We start from the raw sequence: 21,740 nt of genomic DNA, 5'->3' as shown, positions 1-21,740 counted from the left end.
TGGGAAAATGGTATACTCAAAGTAAATTAACTTAGAAAGCTGGTCATTTTATGCAACCTATTACAACCGAAATTGTTAGCCGGACAATTATCAAACGACCGGCTGATTCTCACAAGGGGAATTACGGGCGAGTCATGTTGATTGGAGGCAATCAGAATTTTGGCGGCGCTATCATCATGGCCGCCACTGCTGCGACATATAGTGGCGCTGGACTGGTGACCGTCGCCACCGATCCATCTAACTTCACGAGTCTGCATGCTCGACTACCCGAAACGATGGTCATCGACTATCACCAGACTGACACCTTACTGAACATGCTGACAGGAATGGACGTCATCATCGTTGGACCGGGTCTTGGAACGGATACAATCGCTGATCAGTTATTGACCGCCGTCATCGCCGCGACTCACGCTCCACAACGGTTAGTCATCGATGGTTCGGCCTTGACATTACTTGCTCAGCAGCCACGGTCCCTTCCCGCAACGGACATCGTCGTCACGCCACACCAGATGGAATGGCAACGACTCAGCGGTATCGCTATCAAGGATCAAACGCAAACGGCCAACCATGACGCACAAAAACGGCTAGGCGTTACGGCCGTTGTCAAGGCGCATCGCACAACCGTCTATACTGACGAACGGGTTTGGTTCAACCCCGGCGGCACCCCAGCCATGGCAACGGGCGGTATGGGTGACACGTTGGCTGGTATGATTGGTGGCTTCGTAGGACAATTTGATGACTTCACCGCAGCGATTCTCAGCGCGGTCTACTTACACAGTGCCATTGCCGATGATCTCGCCGCGACCCGGTACGTCGTCTTACCACATCAAATCAGTACCCGCATTCCGACTTACATGCACCGCTTTAGTCAGATTGAACGCCCTAGCTAGCTGGACGTTCACGACTAAAATCGCCCCAAAAAATAATTGTGCCCAGTTTCTTAAGAAAAGACTTCTCAAGAAACTGGGCACAATTTTTCTATCACTATTATCGAAATGTCCGCCAAAAGATTGCTTGTCGCGCGCTCTTTTACGCATTTAATCTTGTAATCGCTACAGTAGCCAACCAACTTTAGCTCACTATTCGCCCACTGGCTGGTTAGCATCCGTCTTCAAGGCGACCAGTTCATCGTCAGTCAGCGCACGATAGTTTCCTGCCAACAAGCCAACGGGTAACGTTAACGAACCAAATTTGATTCGGCGTAAACCAACAACCCGTTCACCTAACGTCCCGACCATCCGTTTCACTTGGTGATACTTGCCTTCATGGATCATGATTCGAATCGTGGTAAAGTTCTCGATTTCATGGAATTGAACAATCTCAGCCTGAGCCGGTTGCAATTCAGTCCCGTCCTTTAACGTGATCCCATCATTAAAATTAGCCAATTGAGCTGCAGTGATTTCCCCCGTTACTTCAGCCTCATAGACCTTCGTAACATGGTGGTTCGGCGACAATAGGTCGTGTGATAGGGCCCCATCGTTCGTAATGACCAAGATTCCCTCGGTATCTTTATCGAGACGACCCACGGGAAATAGATCGTCACGAAAATCCGTCGTATTGAACAGGTCCATCACCGTTTTCGCAGCGGAATCCGTCGTTGCCGTGATGACCCCGACTGGCTTATTCATCACATAATAGAAGTATTGTTGGTAACGGACCTGCACGTCATCTAAAAAGACGGTGTCACTGCCAGGGTTGATCTGTTGTTTGCCAGAGATTACTGGCTCACCATTGGCAGTGATATGACCATCTTTAATCAGACGACGTACTTGAGTCCGCGTGCCAATTCGCATCGCATGTAAAAATTTATCTACTCGCATAATTCACCTATTTAATCCGTAATTTCCGTCGTAACCCAGCAGCTTTCGTTCCAATCATCAAATCAGCCATCCGTGAACGGAGTGCTAAGTAAACGTAAACCGCACCACCAGCGATAACTGCTAGGGCCACGATCAAGAACGATTGCGTCTTACTGTGCTCATTCAACACAAAGTTCAGCCCATAAACAACTAATCGTGCCGTGACGTACGTTAAAATCGAATAAACTAAAATTCGATTGATTTTTGGTAATAACTTCACGTACCGAATTCCAAAGTTGACTTCCAAATCATACATCGCCATCAGACTCGCAACCATCATCCCAATCGCAGTCGCAACCAGGGGCCCCGCCGTTGATAGGAAATAGATACATGGTAACTGAATCACGATTTTGACCAGTAAGCCGATCAAGTAATAGCGAATAATATCGCGGTTGCGTGATAGGCCTTGCATCAGCGCCGAAATCACCGTAAAAAAGCCTAAAGCAATCGCGGTAAATGCTGAGATCTGCAGAATCAACGTCCCAATTTGATCATAACTATAAAAGAGCGTGTTAAGTGGTTGTGCCACTGCGGCCATCCCCAACGCTCCGGGAATCATGATAAATAGGAATAAAATAATCGAATCTTCCAATTGTTTACGAATATTACGCATATTATGACTGGCCAATGATTCAGATAAAATCGGCACGACCGTCACGGCAATCGCAGACGCCAATGACACAATGATCATCACCAATTTATTCGCATTAAATGCAAAGTAAGCATACAACGTATCGATCTGCTTAGTACCCAAATGGTAAACCAGCCGCATCATCGGTTGGAACGTTGCTTGATCCAACAGGTTGAAGACTGTCGTTGCGGTATCGATCACAATAAATGGAATCGCCTGAATAATAATATCGCGGAACAATTGCCAGACTGGAATAACTAGTTTGTTCTCACTCTGAGCAGCTAAGGCATTTAGCTCGGGCCGTTTGCGGAAATAATACCACCCGAGTAATAAGAAACTGGCAGCCGCCCCGACGAATGCTGCAAACGTCGATTGGGTCACGGCATTCACCCAATCGCCGTGAGCGACGCGCATGATGAAGTACGTCGCACCCAACATGTAAATGACCCGAAAGACTTGTTCCACGAACTGTGAGATTGCAGACGGCGCCATCTGTTGATACCCTTGGAAGAATCCCCGGGTCAAAGACATCGATGGCAGAATCACCAAGGCAATGGCTAACGCATGCAAGACGGGAATCAGATTGGCATCATAGCCCCCAAAAGCTGTTGAAATCAAGCCGGCACCAAACCATAAAATAATGGCACCAACAATCCCAAAGGCTGACGTCAACAACAAGCCCCGCTTGAATAAGCGCTGTCCAACGGCATATTCATTCATCGCATTATATTCGGAAAGTTGTTTAGAAATTGCGGACGGAATTCCCCCGATCGCAATTAGCAGGAAAAAACTATAAATATTATATCCCTTGGCATAAAGCGCGTTACCTTGCGTAAAATCAGCGCCCATCCAGATAACCCACGGGATAATATAAATCGCCCCGAGCACCCGTGAAAAGAGACTCCCAGCCGTCATCCAAGCCGAACCCCGAACCATTTTCTGGTGTGCTTCGGCTTCAGAATTCACGTGTATGTTCTGGGGCTGATTAGCTTTTGATTCCTCAGACATGTTCGTAACCCACTTTCTTAATTCAATCCTAATCATTTTAGATGAAAAACAAACAAGTTGCAATTCAATTCCGGCCTTATGCGTGAGTTTAACCGAACTTTAATGATAAGGTCTTGACAACTGCACCAGCTATTGGCGAACCGTACCGCCGTCCGATACCCTATGGCTGATACAGAAAAAAGAACAATCCGTACGCTTTACCAGCGGGCATGATGCAGTCCCAAATTCGATTACAGCAGAGTGCCGCCATGATAACCATTTCCGATGATTAAACCACGCTACTGCTAGTTTTAAGTTAAGCATAGGCGGTTGCACACACTCTGCCCACCAAAAACACGTGTGATTTGTCTCCCAAACCGAACCAGAACGTCCTCAGAATCTTTATTCACTTAACCAAATCAATCGTAACCGCACTAATTAGTTCTGTGAGTAGTTAAAAAATCGTGATAGCAACCAACAATTGTCAGTCACCATCACGATTAATTTAAGCGATATTCATTTAAGTTGCTACTGGTCGTGGTACTTAGTTGGCAACCACGTTAACCAGTTTACCAGGAATGGCAATCACTTTACGAACCGTCTTGCCGGCCGTAAACTCCTGGATTTTTTCATCCGCCAGAGCTAGTTTTTCAAGTTCATCCTTGCCCATATCCTTAGCGACTTCGGCGTGCGAGCGAACCTTACCATTAACTTGAAGCACGATTTGGACCGTGTCTTCTACTAACTTAGATTCGTCATACGTTGGCCAAGTGGCGTAGGTGATCGTGTCATCATGGCCTAATAATGACCATAGTTCTTCCGACAAATGTGGTGCGATCGGTGCCAGTAACTTTACAAAGCCTTCGATATAAATGATTGGTAAATCGTCGACCTTGTATGCTTCGTTTACGAAGACCATCATTTGTGAAATCGCAATGTTAAAGCGCATAGCTTCATAGTCTTCCGTAACTTTCTTAACGGTTTCGTTGTAGATTTTCGTCAACTTACCATCATTGATGGTCGTGATTCGGTCGCGAACACGATTGTTTTCATCGATCATTAAGCGCCAAACCCGTTCGATCCACTTATTAGCGCCATGTAACCCATCGGTACTCCACGGAATCGAAGCTTCCAATGGTCCCATGAACATTTCGTATAACCGCAACGTATCGGCACCATATTGGTCAACAATGTCATCGGGGTTAACCACGTTTCCCCGCGACTTAGACATCTTTTCGTGATTATCACCCAAAATCATCCCTTGGTTAACTAACTTCTGGAATGGTTCCTTGGTTGGCACAACGCCTAAGTCATATAAGAACTTGTGCCAGAAACGTGCGTAAAGCAGATGTAAGACCGCGTGTTCGGCACCGCCAACGTATAAGTCAACGGGTGACCAGTACTTCAACTTGTCATAATCGGCCAAAGCTTCACGGTTGTGCGGATCAACATAACGCAAGAAGTACCATGAACTCCCGGCCCATTGTGGCATCGTGTTGGTTTCACGCTTCCCCTTACGACCGTTTTCATCCACGACATTTACCCAGTCGTCGATATTCGCTAACGGGCTTTCACCAGTTCCTGATGGTTCCAGGTTCTTAGTTGCTGGTAACCGCAATGGTAATTCGTCTTCAGGAACCAACGTCGTTTCACCGTCTTCCCAGTGAATAACCGGAATCGGTTCACCCCAGTACCGTTGCCGTGAAAAGATCCAATCACGTAACCGATAGTTGACCTTCTTTTCACCGGCATGGTGTTCACCTAACCAGTCAATCATCTTATCAATCGCTGGTTGCTTAGCTAAACCATCAACAAAACCTGAGTTGATGTGTTCCCCGTCGCCAGTGTAAGCTTGTTGGTCATAATCATTATCACCCGCAATGACAGGTTTGATTGGCAAATCAAATTTTTGTGCAAATTCAAAGTCCCGATCATCATGAGCAGGCACTGCCATGATGGCCCCAGTTCCATATGAAGCCAGAACGTAATCGGCAATCCAGATTGGCAGTTTTTCACCATTAACCGGGTTGATACCGTAGCTCCCAGTGAAGACCCCGGTCTTGTCCTTATTCAAATCAGTCCGTTCGAGGTCTGACTTGCTGGCGATTTTAGCTTTATATGCTTTGATAGCGTCCGCTTGTTCGGGTGTCGTCAATTGTTCAACTAAGTCGTGTTCAGGTGCCAAGACCATGTAACTTGCGCCAAACAGCGTGTCTGGCCGCGTTGAGAACACTTCAATCTCGGTATCGTCAGGTTGACCAGCAACCTTGAAACGAATGGATGCGCCGACTGAGCGGCCAATCCAGTTACGTTGTTGTTCCTTGATGTTTTCTGGCCAATCAATATCGTCCAGGTCATCAATCAACCGGTCCGCATAGGCCGTAATTTTGAGGCTCCATTGCTTCATTGGCACCCGGTAAACATCATAGCCACCGCGTTCCGTCTTACCATCAACCACTTCTTCGTTAGAAACAACCGTTCCGCCCATCATATCGGGAGCCCAGTTGACCAACGTTTCAGATTCGTAAGCCAAGCCCTTCTTATAGAGCTGTTCAAAGATCCACTGCGTCCACTTGTAGTAACTTGGATCAGTCGTATTCACTTCACGGTCCCAGTCATATGAGAAACCTAATGACCGAATCTGACGCTTGAAGTTTTTGATGTTCTTGGCCGTAAAGTCCTTCGGGTTATGCCCCGTCTTGAGCGCATATTGTTCAGCGGGTAAACCGAATGCGTCCCAACCCATTGGATGTAAGACATTGTACCCTTGCATCCGCTTGAACCGTGACATAATATCCGTGGCTGTATACCCTTCAGGATGTCCAACGTGTAATCCTTGACCAGATGGGTATGGGAACATGTCTAAGGCGTAATACTTCTTCTTATCCGTCGTGTCTAATGTTTTGAAGGTTTTATTTTCCTTCCAATAATGCTGCCATTTGCGTTCAATGACTTTATGGTTGTATGCCATAGTAGTGCCCCTTTCTTGCTGCCTTGTATGTAAAAGCTAGCATTGCGACTTTCCAACTGACTATTCAAGACGGCCATTTTCATGCTTCAACTCAGTAAAAGCGGTTAAAAAACAAAAAAATCCTATAAGCCAATTAAGCTTATAGGACGAAAACGGATTCCGCGGTACCACCTATGATTCCACGTTATCGTGGCCTCTTGGGAATCTTAACGCGAAACCACGTCCGTACCTACAATCTTGTTCAGCCGGAAGACTCGAAGGTGAGTTCATGGTTAATGAATCCCCGTTTGCAACCACCACGGAGTTTCTGTAAAACACCAACCACTACTATTCCTTCTCAGAGTCGTAAAGTTATTGTTTTCATAGTAGCAAACCACCACACTTTTTTCAAGAGGCCACGCCCTGTCGGCGACAAATTTTATCATTAGTCGACAAACGGCGACATCATAAAAAATGCTATAATGGTTGCAATAAATTATTTATCGGAGGAATCTGTATTGAAGCAACGAACTTGGCAACGTTCGGACAGTCTCATCTTACTTATTTTTATTGTGTGGCTAGGCTGGACGGCCGCGGTGTGGCAACGAGCACCTTGGTTGACGCACTTTGACACCACGGTTGCTAATTTTTGGCATCACAGTCCCCAGTGGTTTCAACACGCGATGGTCACGTATACGCAGCTTGGTAATCCTCACATTATCACCATTATAACGTTGACTATTGGTCTGGCACTCTGGCTGGGTCATAACCCACGCGGCGCAGTCTTCTTTTGGGTCAACACCTGGCTGATTGCTGGCTACGGTAATTATCTCATCAAACAGGTCATCATGCGGCCACGGCCAACCGCTTGGCGACTTGTCCAAATTGGAGGATATAGTTACCCCAGCGGGCACTCGACAACAACGACCGTCCTTATCGGTAGTCTGCTCGTGTTGGCCTTTGACTACTGGCATCGCAATGCCCTGACTGGCTGGCTCACTGTCCTCGGCGTAACGGCCATCTTGTTAATGATGATCAGCCGGGTCATCGTGGGCGTCCACTATCCCAGCGATACAATCGGTGGCCTTTTACTTGGAAGTGTTTTACTATATATAAGTGTGCGTTTCAGTACGCGTTATCGGCACGGACCGCTTCGACTGCGGCCTTAATTCATGAATTCAACAAGGGGGTAACACTCATTCAACTCAGTTCGGCATTAGCTTATAGCCACACACTGATGAACCAAGTCGTCAATCCCGGTGATCACGTGATTGACGCGACGGTTGGCAATGGCCATGATACCGTCTACCTCGCCAAGCTGGTCGGCACTACCGGTCACGTCGACGGGTTCGACATTCAATCAGCGGCCATTGAAGCGACGACGACTGCCTTAGATAAAGCAGCGCTTAACCATCAAGTCACTCTGTGGCAAACGGGCCATGAACACATCGCAGATAAGATTGCCGCTGATCAACCTATCAAGTGTGCCGTCTTTAACCTGGGCTATTTACCAGGTGGCGATAAACAAATCATTACGAAACCAACGACAACGTTAACGGCCGTAAAAGCCATTCAAGAACGCCTCGTCACCAACGGACTCATTATCCTGCTAGTCTATGCTGGTCATCCCGGTGGTGCGACAGAAGCACAAGCCGTTTTGGATTACGTAACGAATTTAGACCAGCATCAATTCCAAGTCCTACAATATCAGTTTATTAATCAAGTCCATGTGCCGCCATATTTGTTGGCCATTCAGAAACGTTAATTTAACGATAAATTAGCCGAAAAGACCTGTCAGACGATTAGCTTCGTCTGACAGGTCTTTTCAATTAGATATTTAACTTAAAAACCAATGGTACCTTACTTCTCCCACGGATACTTACCGTTCTCATCCTTAGGGGTATTGCGCATAATCCGCTTAGTTCCTTCATCCATCTCGTTACGCCGCTTCTTACGATTATGGTGACGAACAATTAGGACAAGACCACCGATGCCACAGTACACGATCATTCGGGTAAACATCTTAACGGTCCCATAGATGGTCATAATCATTAACATTTTGCGTCCTCCCCTGCCGTCAAATCTACTTAAGCCGTGACCTTAGCAGGCTTAAAGTAATCTAACAATGCCTGCCACTGTTTGAAAACGGCTTCTTCTGAATAACGCTTGGCATTTTCATAGGCCTGAGCACTGTATTGCGCCAGCTGCGCTTGATTCTTCAACAATTCTAAAATCGTTTTGGTCAATTGTTGCACATCGCCGTCTGTCGTTAGGGCCCCACTCTTATGATCCTGAATAATATCACTCGGGCCGTACTTTACGTCATTGGCAACCATTGGTAACCCATGGGCTTGAGCTTCTAGCAACATCAATGAGAACCCTTCAGCTCGACTTGGCAAAAGTCCTAATTGGGCCCGGTTGTAAACGGCATTGACATCCGTGGTATACCCCTTGAACAACACCACCTCTTCCAAGTGTGCTGCAGCAACTTGTGCATGTAGCTGCTTTTCAATATCCCCGTTCGCATAACCCCATAATTCCAACTTGGCATCAGGAAACTGCTTGTGAACTTCGACAAAGGCTTCAATTGAGTGATTCTGTTGCTTTTCAGGTGCCAGCCGCGCAACTTGCACGACGAGGTCTTTTTGTCGTTGGTCAAACTTCACCGGCGCGGCTTTTAACGTGGCATTATCAACATAGCCAACCGGAATAGTGAACGCTGGAATATTCTTACCAAAGCGGGCTTCCACGTCCTTAGTTTGTTCCGGTGTCGCAGAAATGACCGCGTCCCAAGCCGCCCAATTATTCAGCGCATTAGCATAGTTATTGTTCAAGGTAGAATGCATAATATCCTTAGCATCACTCACATGGTTATTATGTAGATGCAAGACTTTCTTAGCTGGTGTGGTCATATTGAATAAGCCCCAGGCACATTCGACGGTCCGATCACAAATGAAGACATTTTGTTCATCATTCAACTGGTTAAGTTCATCATAGAAGTAACGGGTCAGTTCATTCATCCCATTAAAAGTATGGCTCTGCTCGTTGTAGTTCAAGACGCGCCACGTGATTCGCTCCTGACCAGCGTGATTTAACAAGTGTAACTTCTCCACGTGAATCAATCCATCCGGGCCAAAGTACGCTTCTTGGGCAATCTTACCGTCCCAATCAAATAATTGTTCAAGACACTTAAAACCCCGTGTATCCCACCAACTCATCTTGAGCGTACGACCATTAACGTCAAAGTATTGCACATTGCTAACGGCTTCCGTACCGGCCCGAAGGTAAATAATCATGATTAACTTACCACGTTCCATGACTTGAATCTGATTATCCTTCCGGGTTTTGATAGCATCGGCTGGCACTTCAAAGTCGGCCAAATCAAACCTTTGACGCTTGACCGACTGACTACCACAAAAGAAGTCAAAAAGATTAACAAAATCAGCATCGGCAATGTTGGCCCCTTCAAGCACATCGTGCAAGTTCATTGCGAATACGCGGGTCACGATTTTAGCAGCCACATGGTGCTTCTTGAATAAAGTCAGTCGGTTGATTTCCGCCTGTTCGATTCCTGATTTTGAAAATTGCATGTTATCGTTTAAGAAATAATACATATGCGCCCTCCTACTTAATACCCAGTAATTGTTGCCAACGGTGCCAAACTTTTAAGTCAGTTTGTGACGTATGAAGCTTCTTAAAAGCGGCTTCACTGAATGCCGTTAACTTTTTATTATCCATCATTAATTCGATGATCCGGTCACGCAGCGCCAATTGATTGCCAGGATCGACAATGAAACCGTCATGACCGTCATCAATCCAATCTTTAGGGCCATAATTAAAACGATAACTAATCACTGGTATTCCGTGACTCATGGCTTCCGGCATACTCATTGGGCCACCATCAACAATATCGGTATTGAGTAATAGCTGATAATCATCATAACGTGTTTCTAAATCAGGATGATAATCTAATAAATGCACATTATTCGTCAGTTTTAATTCTTCAACCAGCTTATTCAGCGTCTTAAGATACTCTGGATCGCCGTAGCCATAAAAATCACACTGAATTTCTTTGACCTGTTGCTTAACTAACGCAATGGTCCGAATTAACTGATCCAGTTGCCGATCCGGCGCCAGCCGCCCAACGTATAGCAATTGCTTGGGGCGAGCCGTGATTGGCCGTAGTTCACTCTGCGCCAACGGACTCGTAGTTACAGTTGGTAACACTGTCACCTTAGCTTTTGGGAACCGCGCCTGCAGATGCTGAGCCTGACTTTCAGTAGCTGTAATGAAGCCATCAAAGTGTTGCAGGTTATCGAAAGCCGGTGTTAAGAACCCGTCCAACGGGGAATGAATTGGGTCATTAATATCCTTCGCCTGATAAATTGGGACCGTCACATACTTATGAGAATCATCCTGCAGTTCCAATAATGGCTTTACACTGGTACCTGGACGATCACTAATGAAGGTCGTCGTTCGCTTGTCCAAATGACTGAGTTCGGCCAAGAAGAAATGAAATAAATGGTTCGCGTTCTGGAAGAAGCGCTCCGCCTGATCGCGATAATTCTTTAAAATCAAACGTGACGCTAGCGGATTACCATTGGTATCAGGCACATAGTACTGCTCGATAACGGTCTCACCTTGTAGATTATAAAACCGTTCCAAAACCAGTTTACCGTTCTGACCAAAATATTGCGTACTGGACTTGAAGCCTCGCCAATCCCACAGGTCAGTTGAAGATAAGTTGCCTTGATTGTCAAAGAATTCTTGGTAAAAGACGCGCCCAATCGTTCCAGGAATAAAGCCGACGTTACTAACGTGTTCATCACCATTAAAAATTTTACTAAAGTTGGCACCCACTTCTACCGCATATTCCACTGGCAGATGCATGTCATCAGTATGCAGAACTTTAGTTGGCACATCCGTAGTTTGTTGAAAGTAATCAAACATATTCAGCACTTGCTGGTTTGCTAACTGAAAAGTCCCCATGGTCTGATGTAGTAAACGATCATACATCTTAGTCACAATCTGGGCTGGCGCTTTATAGTGGTTAAATAATTTCACCCGGTTGATTGCCGCGTGCTCAACACTCGAATTCTTGCCTAAAATATATTCATTAATGAAGTAAAACATACAGTCACCCTTTCAGAAATTCATCACTACGCTTGCCGATATGCGTAGTTGTAATAGTTCACTAAACCGGATAAGAAATGCTCACAATCGTCAATTCGTGTCCGGAAGCTGTCATCACGTGCATAGAATCCGCCAATAAACTTCTGCGGATGATATAAATACATTGCTATTTCAGCATACCATGCGCCAGCTTGAATTTCATAGCTAGCCCGTTGCTCAGCCAATTGACTTAGTTTTAAAACATCATACGGTGCAAGCAGGTCATCATTTCCTGACTTGTTAACTTTATCCACCATTTTTTGGGACGCATCAATTAGTTCTAGTAACGTTGGCGATGCATGCTTTCGCTTTTGAATGTAGTTTAAATGCGTAAAGACATTCTTTGCACCTAAGGCCATATACGCACGGGCTTCTGGAAATAGGTCAAGCGCACCATTCACAGCGTACGCAAGCCAATGATCATGGTATTGCCCATAATCTAACTTAACCATATAATCCAACATCTCACTAATCGTTGCTTTAATCTGTATACTTGGATCAAGCTCATACATTCGTGTCAGCGCGAAAACAATCTCACCATCGTAGTAAATCGTGCGGAACTTACCTTTAGGCGCTAAATTGACATCCAGCACATGTACAAATCCCGTTGATGAGTTCCAAAATGATCGAACCCCTTTAAACAGCTGTTTTAATATCGGCAAGAATGTTTGATCACGAGTCACTTCCTGATATTTACAAATTGCCAAAACGAGCATTGCTTGGGCACCCAGCTTTAGTTCCCCATGATCGTTGACATACGCTGCATTATCAATCACAACTAGTGAAGCATCAATTCCCCACTGAATTGCAAGCTTAGCTTTCCGGTAACTTTCTGAGTGTTGCGAAAACTGACTAGCTTCCAGCAATGCATAAATCGTGGAGAAATGTCTTAAAATATTGTAACTTGAGAGCACACGTTGTCGTGCAGGAAAATAACCATATATAAACTTGCCATCCTTGTCTAACTGATTGATTAAATACGCTTCACCGTCTTCTATCACTTTCTTAATTTCTTTACGCTTATTCGTAATTGTCCGAATTCCAGCTGTAAGGAAACCATCAACCGCTAAAGGTTGAATTTTTTGTCCATCGGAGAATATGGCGGCAGTTGTAAAGATCCAAACATTCTGTGCGCCGCTAATATCAATTGCAGGATTAGACTCACGCTCTCTTAAATAGTTCTCAATTTGATGATAGTCAGCCCAAGATTTTGCAGGCGGCTCACCGACCACAAAATCTTTGTCGGGTTTAAAGAAATTCTGTCCATTTATTTCCATTTCCAGTAATGCATGCTCGAAATCAGCATCAAAACTTACACCATATCGCCAATAATTCATTTTCGTAACGTTAGCGAGCTTCGTTTCGAAGACACTTCGGCTTAACTTTTGCGCTGCCTGAACAAGATCAATTCGCACCCAACTGTTCTTAGGTGCTGTATTAAGATTATTAGCAACTGCGGTCCACAAGGTGTTAAAAGACTTGTCCCGGTAAAACTTGACATTCGCACGATGCCGCCGATCAGAGACCGAAACCGCCAAAACGACCATATCATTTTCATGACTTTCTAAATTTCCATTATCGATAAGCGCTTGCTTTAATTTCTGAATAACTGATTTTTGCATACTTTAACCTCATTCATAATTTCTATTATGTATACCAAAACGGGCTTATTCAGCCCGTCTTGGTCAATAGTTTAATTTTACATCGAGCTTCGTTGATAGTGCCAACAAAAATCACTTTAAATTCTAACTATTTGCGCTGGTCTTCATCTTCATCTTCGTCTTCGTCTTTACGACGACGACCGAACAAGAAGAACCACCAGCCGAGTCCAGCAGCTGCAGCCGCGGTCAACAAGCTACCGAAAATTGTTCCAGCATTATTACTTGTATCAGATGCAGTCTTACCATTCTCGTCGGTATTACTTGAGCCGACCTTATCATCAGCACTATCAGTATCAGCTGACTTCTTATCCTTATCAGAATCATTACTACTCTTCGAATCTGAATCAGTCTGATCAGAAGCCGCATCAACGTCTTGAGCACTAGCAGCGGCATAAACCACCGATGTAGCAGCAGTTGCTGACGTTGTTGCAGCACCGTCACTAGATGGTGTCGTAACCGCCAATGTTGCGGCTGTAGCCGAGACGTCACTCGTTGCTGCGGCAGCACTCAAACTAGTCGTACTTGTTGAAACAGCACCGTTGCTAGAAACAGTCGATGAAGTTGTCGTACCAGTACCGATACCTGAGTTGTTTCCAGTAGATCCCGTCGTATTGCCCGAACCTGATCCAGTATTTGAACTAGAGCTTCCATCCGAGCCAGAATTACTACCAGTGCCAGAATTGGTTCCATCATTTGAATCTGAATCTGTGATTGTATCGGAGTCACTGTCGGAATCTGAGTCGCTGTCTGAGTCCGAGTCGCTATCCGAGTCCGAATCACTGTCTGAGTCCGAATCACTATCCGAATCGGAATCGCTGTCCGAGTCCGAGTCACTGTCGCTATCCGAATCACTGTCGGAATCTGAGTCACTGTCGCTATCCGAATCACTGTCCGAGTCTGAGTCGCTGTCGGAATCGGAATCACTATCGGAGTCGGAATCGCTGTCCGAGTCCGAATCACTATCCGAATCGGAATCGCTGTCGGAGTCCGAATCACTGTCCGAGTCTGAGTCGCTGTCGGAATCCGAATCGCTGTCTGAGTCCGAGTCCGAATCACTGTCGCTGTCGGAATCTGAGTCGCTGTCTGAGTCACTGTCGCTATCCGAATCACTGTCCGAGTCTGAGTCGCTGTCGGAATCCGAATCACTATCGGAGTCGGAATCACTGTCGGAATCGGAGTCACTGTCCGAGTCCGAATCACTGTCTGAGTCGGAATCACTATCCGAATCCGAATCCGAATCGCTGTCTGAGTCCGAGTCGCTGTCGGAATCTGAATCGCTGTCCGAGTCCGAATCACTGTCGGAATCGGAGTCACTGTCGCTATCCGAATCGCTGTCCGAGTCCGAATCACTATCCGAATCTGAATCGCTGTCGGAGTCCGAGTCACTGTCGGAATCTGAGTCACTATCCGAGTCCGAGTCGCTGTCGGAATCCGAATCACTGTCAGAATCTGAGTCGCTGTCGGAATCTGAGTCACTATCCGAGTCCGAGTCGCTGTCGGAATCACTATCCGAATCGCTGTCCGAGTCCGAATCACTGTCGCTATCCGAATCACTATCAGAGTCCGAGTCGCTGTCGGAATCCGAATCACTGTCAGAATCTGAGTCGCTATCCGAATCTGAGTCACTATCCGAGTCTGAGTCGCTGTCGGAATCCGAATCACTATCGGAATCGGAATCGCTGTCTGAGTCCGAATCACTGTCGGAATCCGAATCACTGTCGCTATCCGAATCGCTGTCCGAATCTGAGTCGCTATCGGAGTCGGAATCGCTGTCTGAGTCCGAATCACTATCCGAATCGGAATCACTATCGGAATCTGAGTCACTGTCGGAATCTGAGTCACTATCGGAGTCGGAATCGCTGTCGGAGTCGGAATCACTGTCCGAGTCTGAGTCGCTGTCGGAATCCGAATCACTATCGGAATCGGAATCGCTTTCTGAGTCCGAATCACTGTCGGAATCCGAATCACTGTCGCTATCCGAATCGCTGTCCGAATCTGAGTCGCTATCGGAGTCGGAATCGCTGTCCGAGTCGGAATCACTATCGGAATCTGAGTCGCTGTCAGAGTCTGAATCACTGTCGGAATCTGAGTCACTATCCGAGTCCGAATCGCTGTCCGAGTCGGAGTCACTGTCGCTATCCGAATCACTATCAGAGTCTGAGTCGCTGTCGGAATCCGAATCACTGTCAGAATCTGAGTCGCTGTCCGAGTCCGAATCACTGTCGCTATCCGAATCGGAGTCGCTATCCGAATCCGAATCACTATCCGAATCGGAATCGCTGTCTGAGTCCGAGTCGCTATCCGAGTCAGAATCACTGTCTGAGTCCGAATCACTGTCGGAATCTGAGTCGCTATCGGAGTCTGAATCACTATCGGAATCTGAGTCACTATCGGAGTCGGAATCGCTGTCTGAGTCCGAGTCGCTATCCGAGTCAGAATCACTGTCTGAGTCCGAGTCGGAGTCACTGTCTGAGTCCGAGTCGCTGTCCGAATCCGAATCGCTGTCGCTATCCGAATCACTGTCAGAATCTGAGTCACTGTCGGAATCTGAGTCACTGTCGCTGTCGGAATCACTGTCAGAATCCGAGTCGCTGTCCGAATCCGAATCACTGTCCGAGTCCGAATCACTGTCGGAATCTGAGTCACTGTCGCTATCCGAATCGCTATCGGAATCCGAATCGCTGTCAGAATCGGAATCACTATCGGAATCGGAGTCGCTGTCCGAATCCGAGTCACTGTCTGAGTCCGAGTCGCTGTCCGAATCACTGTCGGAATCTGAATCACTATCCGAGTCGGAGTCACTGTCGGAGTCTGAGTCGCTATCCGAATCGGAATCGCTGTCTGAGTCGGAATCGCTGTCCGAATCCGAATCGCTGTCTGAGTCCGAGTCGCTATCCGAATCGGAGTCGCTGTCTGAGTCCGAGTCGCTGTCCGAATCACTGTCGCTGTCCGAATCGGAGTCACTGTCGCTGTCGGAATCTGAGTCACTATCCGAGTCGCTGTCCGAGTCCGAATCACTATCGGAATCTGAGTCGCTGTCCGAATCGGAGTCACTGTCGCTATCCGAATCACTGTCGGAATCTGAATCACTATCCGAGTCTGAATCACTGTCGGAATCTGAGTCGCTGTCCGAGTCGGAATCACTATCGGAATCTGAGTCACTGTCGCTATCCGAATCACTGTCGGAATCTGAGTCACTGTCGCTATCCGAATCACTGTCGGAATCTGAGTCACTGTCGCTATCCGAATCACTATCAGAGTCCGAGTCGCTGTCGGAATCCGAATCACTATCGGAGTCGCTGTCTGAGTCCGAGTCGCTGTCAGAATCCGAATCACTGTCGGAATCTGAGTCACTGTCGCTATCAGAATCACTGTCGGAATCTGAGTCACTATCCGAATCTGAGTCACTGTCGCTGTCGGAATCACTGTCAGAATCCGAGTCGCTGTCCGAATCGGAATCACTATCGGAATCTGAGTCACTGTCGCTATCCGAATCTGAATCGCTGTCGGAGTCTGAGTCGCTGTCAGAGTCGGAATCACTATCGGAATCTGAGTCACTGTCGGAGTCTGAGTCGCTGTCAGAGTCTGAATCACTATCGGAATCTGAGTCACTGTCAGAGTCTGAATCGCTGTCGGAATCCGAATCGGAATCTGAGTCACTGTCGCTATCCGAATCACTATCCGAATCTGAATCACTATCTGAGTCATCTTCACTAACATTAGCAGCTAAATCAGCATAGTAGCCTGCATCATCAGCGGCACTTGAAGCTTTCTTTTTAGCTTCAGACGCTTCGGACGCTTTCTTTTTAGCTTCCTCTGCATAACTGGAAGCAGCCGAGTTTTCGCCGGCAGCTTCCGCAGAATCTGCATTTGATTGGGCGGCTGCCGCATTAGAGGCTGCAGTTGAAGCAGCTGTTGCGGCTGACTGTGCATCAGAAGCTGCTGCCGTTGCTTGTTCTGCGTAGGAGCTTGCTTCTGAGTTTTTACTTGCATATTCGCCCGCAACGTTCGCATAAGAACTAGCAACTGAACCATATTCCGTCGCTTGATTTGCGTAGTTAGCTGCTTCGCTAGCCGCAGAATCTGCCGCTTCAGTTGAAGCAGCATTAACTGTCAAGTAAGCCCGTCCTAAAGTTACAGTTGTTGTGGTAGTACTCCCGTTAGTCGTATTAGATCCAGTAATAACCAGATAATAATAACCAGATTGCCCTACTTTCAGATCTGACAGATTAAGTGTCGTACCATCCTGACCACTTATTGCTATTCCAGTACCGTCAATCGTTGAGGAATAATACCATTGATAAGTAACATTAGTCCCAGTGCCCGTAGTCGAACCATCTGGAACCCAAGTCAAATCACTTCCAGCATCAACGGTTTTATCCTCAAGACCACTCCCAATTGTGATTGTCTTTGAAGATGAATAGCTAGTTCCATCAGCATTTGTAATTGTTACTGTGATTGTCACTGTTCCATTAGACACAACGGTCAAAAGGCCAGAATTATCGATTGTCGCAATGCTTGAATCACTCGTCGTCCAGGTAATCGTTCCAGTAGCATTATCGGGGTTAGTCGTTGATGTAAATTGGCTAGTAACCTTATCGTTTGAGCCACTCGAACTGTTTGTTGGATTAATGACATAATCATCACCAGTTATGGAAATATTTGTTGCTGGAATATTGCTGCTATAAACATCCACTTCAGCTAAATTACTTGCAAACGTATAAACTGTGAGCAAGTTTATCAAGTCCCAAGAAAAACCTTGCACAGCTTGGAATAGCAATGACCCAGTATAACTGCTATTTATAGTAATTGTTAATGAACTACTGGTTGATAATAAACCAGCACTGTTATTTGCAGTATATGAGGCAATATAGTTGCCATTTTTGGCATCATCTAACGACATCCATGTTCCATTGACCTGAACATACCAAGTCGTTTTTGAAGATAGTGCAACTCCACCTAGTCCCAAGGCTGACGAAGCTGACAAGGTAAAGGTCCCACCAGAAACGGTCGACGTCACTGCTGCGGGTTGTGAAGTCATCCCACCAGAAATAACAATCCCTAGAATTGTTAGCGCATCGCCCGTATTAGTGTTTTTATAAGAATTAGTATTATTCGAGTAATTCGTCGCATTGCTAGCCGCAGTAATACCTAAAGTCGCATTAGATGTTGCTAATGCGGCATATGAGGTCGCCTCGCTGGCTGCCGCTGAAGCATTGATGACATACGAACTAGCCTTTGCATAATCACCCGCAGCTACCGCTGACGAGGCTTGGCCTGTGTACTGAGCCGCCATTTCTGCAGCAGAGGTTGCCGCAGCAGCCGCACCTAACGTTGTCACCGCATAATTATTGGTTTGGTTAACGTATGAACTGCCTAACGTGGTATTCGATGCATACTTTGCACTTAGCGAATTAGCCACACTCAAAGCATTTCCGGCAGCTGATTCTGCTGCTAACGCCGCGCTAGAAGCAGAAATCGCAATCGAATTGTAATAACTTGATTGTGCTTCCACTACCGTTTGAGTAATCGCACTTGCTGCACTTGAAGCAGCATTTAGTTGATCCGTTGCATAGGTCAAACGCAAAGCCGCATAACTTTGTTGTAAGGCAGCCGAATTATAATTTCCGGTCGCTGCATATGAGGCAGCAAGACTTGCGGCTTCGCTAGCTGCTACAGCATATGAGCTAGCCGCTATTGCTGCAGAACTGGCCGCTGCATTATAACTGCTAGTTGCAGTGGTATTAAATGAAGAACCCGCAACGTTATATGCATTAGCAGCGTTGGCCGCATAGGACGCAGCTAATGAAGCTTGTTTGCCAGCCACATTAGCCGATGACGAAGCAAGATTAGCATAACTTGATGCTAAATAATCTGCAGCAGTATCACCACCATCTTCATTAACCGCATTTCTCAAAGCAGTATCTAGACTAGCCAATGCCTCAGATGCCGAACTACTTGCAGAACTAGCATATGCGGTTGCAACGCCCGCATAACTAGATGCCATTCCTGCCCAAATATTGGCACTGGTGTATGCACCTTCGGCTTCATAAGAAGCAGCCGAAGAACTGGCCATTCCTGCAATACTTGCTGCTTCAGAAGCAACGCTTGCATATGAGCTTGCTGCATTATAGGAGGAGTTAGCCTGTGACGTATAGTAACTAGCTAATGAGCCCGTCAAGTTAGCTGAAGAACTAGCCAAACTGATTGCACTACTTGCAGCGGCGGCTTGAGAAGCTGCTACTGAGGCTGCGCTGTTGGCTTGACTGGCATAACTACTAGCAATTTCAGTGTAGGTTCCTTCTGGATTAGTGACAACAATGGTAATAACATTACCAGCTGCTTTATAAGTCGAAAGAACATTATACGACCCTGAAGCAACCACCTGATAGTAGTACGTCCCAGAAATATTTGGTTTTGTAGAATATGTTGCTGAAGTTGCACCCAAAATTGTAGTCCAAGTGGTACCATCTGTTGAAACATACCAAGTGTACGTAGCTGATCCATAAACGAGACTATCGACACTTAATGAGTTATTAATACTGATCGTACTACCCACAGAAACGCTAGCCGTGGTCGTGGAAGTCGTTAACGTTGCATTCTTACTGTCAGTTTGTACATTAGAAACGTTCGTCGAGAACTTAGCCGCTAAAGTCGCGTTAGATTCGGCAGTTGCAGCGTAACTAGCAGCCAACGAAGATGCTGATTGAGCCACCCGAGCGTATGAGTCCGCGGTGGCAGGATCACTAACACTGACAGCGGACTTTGCTGCCGTACTTGCGACGGCATAGGCTGACGAAGCATAGCTAGCGGCCGTTGCAGCACTTGAAGCATAAGCTGACGCTTGAGTACCAGTTTGCGTTGCTGCCACACTGGCCGCACTTGAAGCCGTACTCTTTGACGTATTCGCCACGTTTGCACTTGAAGAAGCCGCACTCGCCAAATCACTAATTGCAGTACTATTGGCAAAACTGGCTGCCGAACTAGCGGTGCTAGTAGCTGAGCTCCCGGCGGCGTATTGACCAAGCGCCTCCGTTGCGGCGGAGGAAGTAACTGCATAGGCAGTACTAGTGGCTTCATAGTCATTATTTGCCGCATCACTACTTACAGCGGCGTAGGCTGAGGAAGCTGCCACCGCAGCAGTCGTTGCATTAACCGCGGCCGTTGAAGCCGCAGCTGCCGTGCTAGAAGCAACGGCGTAAGCTGAGGTAACAGCCGTATTATTTTTATCGTATTGCATGGCTAAGTATGCACTGTTGGCTGCTTCAGCTGCCGAGCTGGCTGCTACCGTGGCTGCAGATGCCGCACTGGATGCGGCGGAATAATTGCTACTTGCTAAATTAATTAAGCCTTGGGTAGCAGCACTGCTGGCCGTTGAAGTGGCCGTTGAAGCGAGGGCTGCGTATGAACTAGCCACACTGGCCGCACTAAATGCTAAAGAGTTGGCATTAGTGTATGCCAATGTATTATCTACATTGGACCCCACACTATTGTCCTGTGCGTCTAAGTACATGTTGGCAATACTATTGTAGTGCCGTGCCAAATCAGCCGCGTTAAGCGCTTCTTGATAAGCACTTTGGGCCGCACTTACAGCAGCTTGCGTCGTTAGGTTATTGACCAAACTAGCATAGCTGCTGGCAAGTGTGGCGTATGAACCAGCTAATGAAGCTGATGATGAAGCCGCCTTAGCTGCCGTACTATCGGTATGTGAGCTGGCAGCCGATACCGACGAGTAAGCTGCAATGGCTGCCGTCGAAGCCGCCGTACTTGCAGACTTAGTCGTGCTGGCAACACTGCTTGCTGTCGAGACAGCACTTGCCGCTACGCTAGCACTGCTTGACAAACTCGTCGTACTTGAGCTAGCTGCGGAAGAACTGCTGCTATCAGTTAAACTTGATGAAGTTGCGCTGGACGAGCTCGAACTACTACTTGAACTTGCACTTGACGAGTTCGAACTAGCCGTCGCAACACTGCTACTACTAGTACTTGATGTACTCGTCGCATTAGTCGTACTTGTTTGGCTCGCAGAACTTACGTCTGAAGAACTGCTATCGCTACTCAAGCTATCCGATAAAGATTCGGAATTGCTGTTCAAGACAGTTTCGCTAGAAGAAGATGCCGTAGACGAGTCACTGGTAGTACTACTTGCCGTTGCAGCAGCCAGTGCCGCCGCACTCGCTGCTGCAGAAGACGTATCCGCCCCTGAGCTAGCACTACTAGTGGCACTACTTGCCGTATCACTACTAGTATCCGCCGAAACCGTATCTGCATGAGATACTAACTGAGGTGCAGCAGTCAATACAAATGATGCCATCGCCGTAAATACCCAAGTACGGCCGACTTTAAACATCTTGTAGTGAACTTGCGGATCTCCCCTAAAAGATTTATGTCTCAGAAATTTCATGGTTTTGCCTTCCTTCTCTAACCTAATCAAACCCGTTTACATATGATGTAAAAAACACATATACAGTATTATTGGT

General features: G+C 46.7%; 11 protein-coding genes and 1 other annotated feature. Of the genes, 3 read left to right on the top strand and 8 right to left on the bottom strand.

Features of this window, described 5'->3' with window-relative positions:
* Positions 1 to 50 precede the first annotated feature (50 nt).
* Positions 51 to 890, top strand: coding sequence for an NAD(P)H-hydrate dehydratase (locus RXV91_RS07325; RefSeq protein WP_316439340.1), 840 nt, complete (start codon positions 51 to 53; stop codon positions 888 to 890).
* A gap of 189 nt (positions 891 to 1,079) precedes the next feature.
* On the opposite strand, the gene RXV91_RS07320 is transcribed toward RXV91_RS07325, so the two are convergent.
* From RXV91_RS07320 to leuS, 3 genes are all read right to left on the bottom strand, one after another.
* Entirely contained in the window at positions 1,080 to 1,820 is a 741-nt protein-coding gene (locus RXV91_RS07320; protein WP_316439339.1) for a 16S rRNA pseudouridine(516) synthase, read from the bottom strand.
* Positions 1,821 to 1,827: 7 nt separating this feature from the next.
* The gene (locus RXV91_RS07315; protein WP_316439338.1) at positions 1,828 to 3,498 is read right to left on the bottom strand and encodes a polysaccharide biosynthesis protein; all 1,671 of its coding nucleotides are present in this window, start codon (positions 3,496 to 3,498) and stop codon (positions 1,828 to 1,830) included.
* 523 nt (positions 3,499 to 4,021) lie between these two features.
* The gene (gene leuS / locus RXV91_RS07310) at positions 4,022 to 6,448 is read right to left on the bottom strand and encodes a leucine--tRNA ligase (protein WP_316439337.1); all 2,427 of its coding nucleotides are present in this window, start codon (positions 6,446 to 6,448) and stop codon (positions 4,022 to 4,024) included.
* Positions 6,449 to 6,587: 139 nt separating this feature from the next.
* Positions 6,588 to 6,798, bottom strand: a binding site (T-box leader).
* A 111-nt stretch (positions 6,799 to 6,909) separates the two neighbouring features.
* Between leuS and RXV91_RS07305 the strand changes: the two genes are divergently transcribed.
* Together RXV91_RS07305 and RXV91_RS07300 are read left to right on the top strand one after the other, a co-directional pair.
* Positions 6,910 to 7,596, top strand: a complete 687-nt coding sequence (locus tag RXV91_RS07305) for a phosphatase PAP2 family protein (RefSeq protein WP_316439336.1) — start codon at positions 6,910 to 6,912, stop codon at positions 7,594 to 7,596.
* 68 nt (positions 7,597 to 7,664) lie between these two features.
* On the top strand, positions 7,665 to 8,192 hold the full coding sequence (locus RXV91_RS07300; protein ID WP_316439335.1) for a class I SAM-dependent methyltransferase: 528 nt from the start codon (positions 7,665 to 7,667) through the stop codon (positions 8,190 to 8,192).
* Positions 8,193 to 8,287: 95 nt separating this feature from the next.
* Here RXV91_RS07300 and RXV91_RS07295 read toward each other — a convergent pair whose 3' ends face one another.
* The 5 genes from RXV91_RS07295 to RXV91_RS07275 form a co-directional block, all read right to left on the bottom strand.
* Positions 8,288 to 8,485: a hypothetical protein gene (locus tag RXV91_RS07295; protein ID WP_003643183.1), complete on the bottom strand. Its 198-nt coding sequence runs from the start codon at positions 8,483 to 8,485 to the stop codon at positions 8,288 to 8,290.
* 29 nt (positions 8,486 to 8,514) lie between these two features.
* Positions 8,515 to 10,041: an accessory Sec system glycosyltransferase Asp1 gene (locus RXV91_RS07290; RefSeq protein ID WP_316439334.1), complete on the bottom strand. Its 1,527-nt coding sequence runs from the start codon at positions 10,039 to 10,041 to the stop codon at positions 8,515 to 8,517.
* Between the two features lie 10 nt (positions 10,042 to 10,051).
* Complete coding sequence (locus tag RXV91_RS07285; RefSeq protein ID WP_316439333.1) at positions 10,052 to 11,560, bottom strand: glycosyltransferase; 1,509 nt, start codon at positions 11,558 to 11,560, stop codon at positions 10,052 to 10,054.
* 26 nt (positions 11,561 to 11,586) lie between these two features.
* Complete coding sequence (locus tag RXV91_RS07280; protein WP_316439332.1) at positions 11,587 to 13,221, bottom strand: glycosyl transferase family 1; 1,635 nt, start codon at positions 13,219 to 13,221, stop codon at positions 11,587 to 11,589.
* A gap of 127 nt (positions 13,222 to 13,348) precedes the next feature.
* Positions 13,349 to 21,664, bottom strand: coding sequence for a KxYKxGKxW signal peptide domain-containing protein (locus tag RXV91_RS07275; RefSeq protein WP_316439331.1), 8,316 nt, complete (start codon positions 21,662 to 21,664; stop codon positions 13,349 to 13,351).
* Between the last annotated feature and the right edge of the window lie 76 nt (positions 21,665 to 21,740).

Origin of the sequence: Lactiplantibacillus sp. DA1 (assembly GCF_032681335.1) — a bacterium.
Classification (GTDB): Bacteria; Bacillota; Bacilli; order Lactobacillales; family Lactobacillaceae; genus Lactiplantibacillus.
Note: the sequence above shows the minus strand (reverse complement) of the source record. Positions and strands in the feature narration are given on the sequence as shown.

Coding starts and splice junctions, on each gene's coding strand:
- RXV91_RS07325 (WP_316439340.1), top strand. CDS start 51: ATGCAACCTATTACAACCGAAATTGTTAGCCGGACAATTATCAAACGA.
- RXV91_RS07320 (WP_316439339.1), bottom strand. CDS start 1,820: ATGCGAGTAGATAAATTTTTACATGCGATGCGAATTGGCACGCGGACT.
- RXV91_RS07315 (WP_316439338.1), bottom strand. CDS start 3,498: ATGTCTGAGGAATCAAAAGCTAATCAGCCCCAGAACATACACGTGAAT.
- leuS (WP_316439337.1), bottom strand. CDS start 6,448: ATGGCATACAACCATAAAGTCATTGAACGCAAATGGCAGCATTATTGG.
- RXV91_RS07305 (WP_316439336.1), top strand. CDS start 6,910: ATGGTTGCAATAAATTATTTATCGGAGGAATCTGTATTGAAGCAACGA.
- RXV91_RS07300 (WP_316439335.1), top strand. CDS start 7,665: ATGAACCAAGTCGTCAATCCCGGTGATCACGTGATTGACGCGACGGTT.
- RXV91_RS07295 (WP_003643183.1), bottom strand. CDS start 8,485: ATGTTAATGATTATGACCATCTATGGGACCGTTAAGATGTTTACCCGA.
- RXV91_RS07290 (WP_316439334.1), bottom strand. CDS start 10,041: ATGTATTATTTCTTAAACGATAACATGCAATTTTCAAAATCAGGAATC.
- RXV91_RS07285 (WP_316439333.1), bottom strand. CDS start 11,560: ATGTTTTACTTCATTAATGAATATATTTTAGGCAAGAATTCGAGTGTT.
- RXV91_RS07280 (WP_316439332.1), bottom strand. CDS start 13,221: ATGCAAAAATCAGTTATTCAGAAATTAAAGCAAGCGCTTATCGATAAT.
- RXV91_RS07275 (WP_316439331.1), bottom strand. CDS start 21,664: ATGAAATTTCTGAGACATAAATCTTTTAGGGGAGATCCGCAAGTTCAC.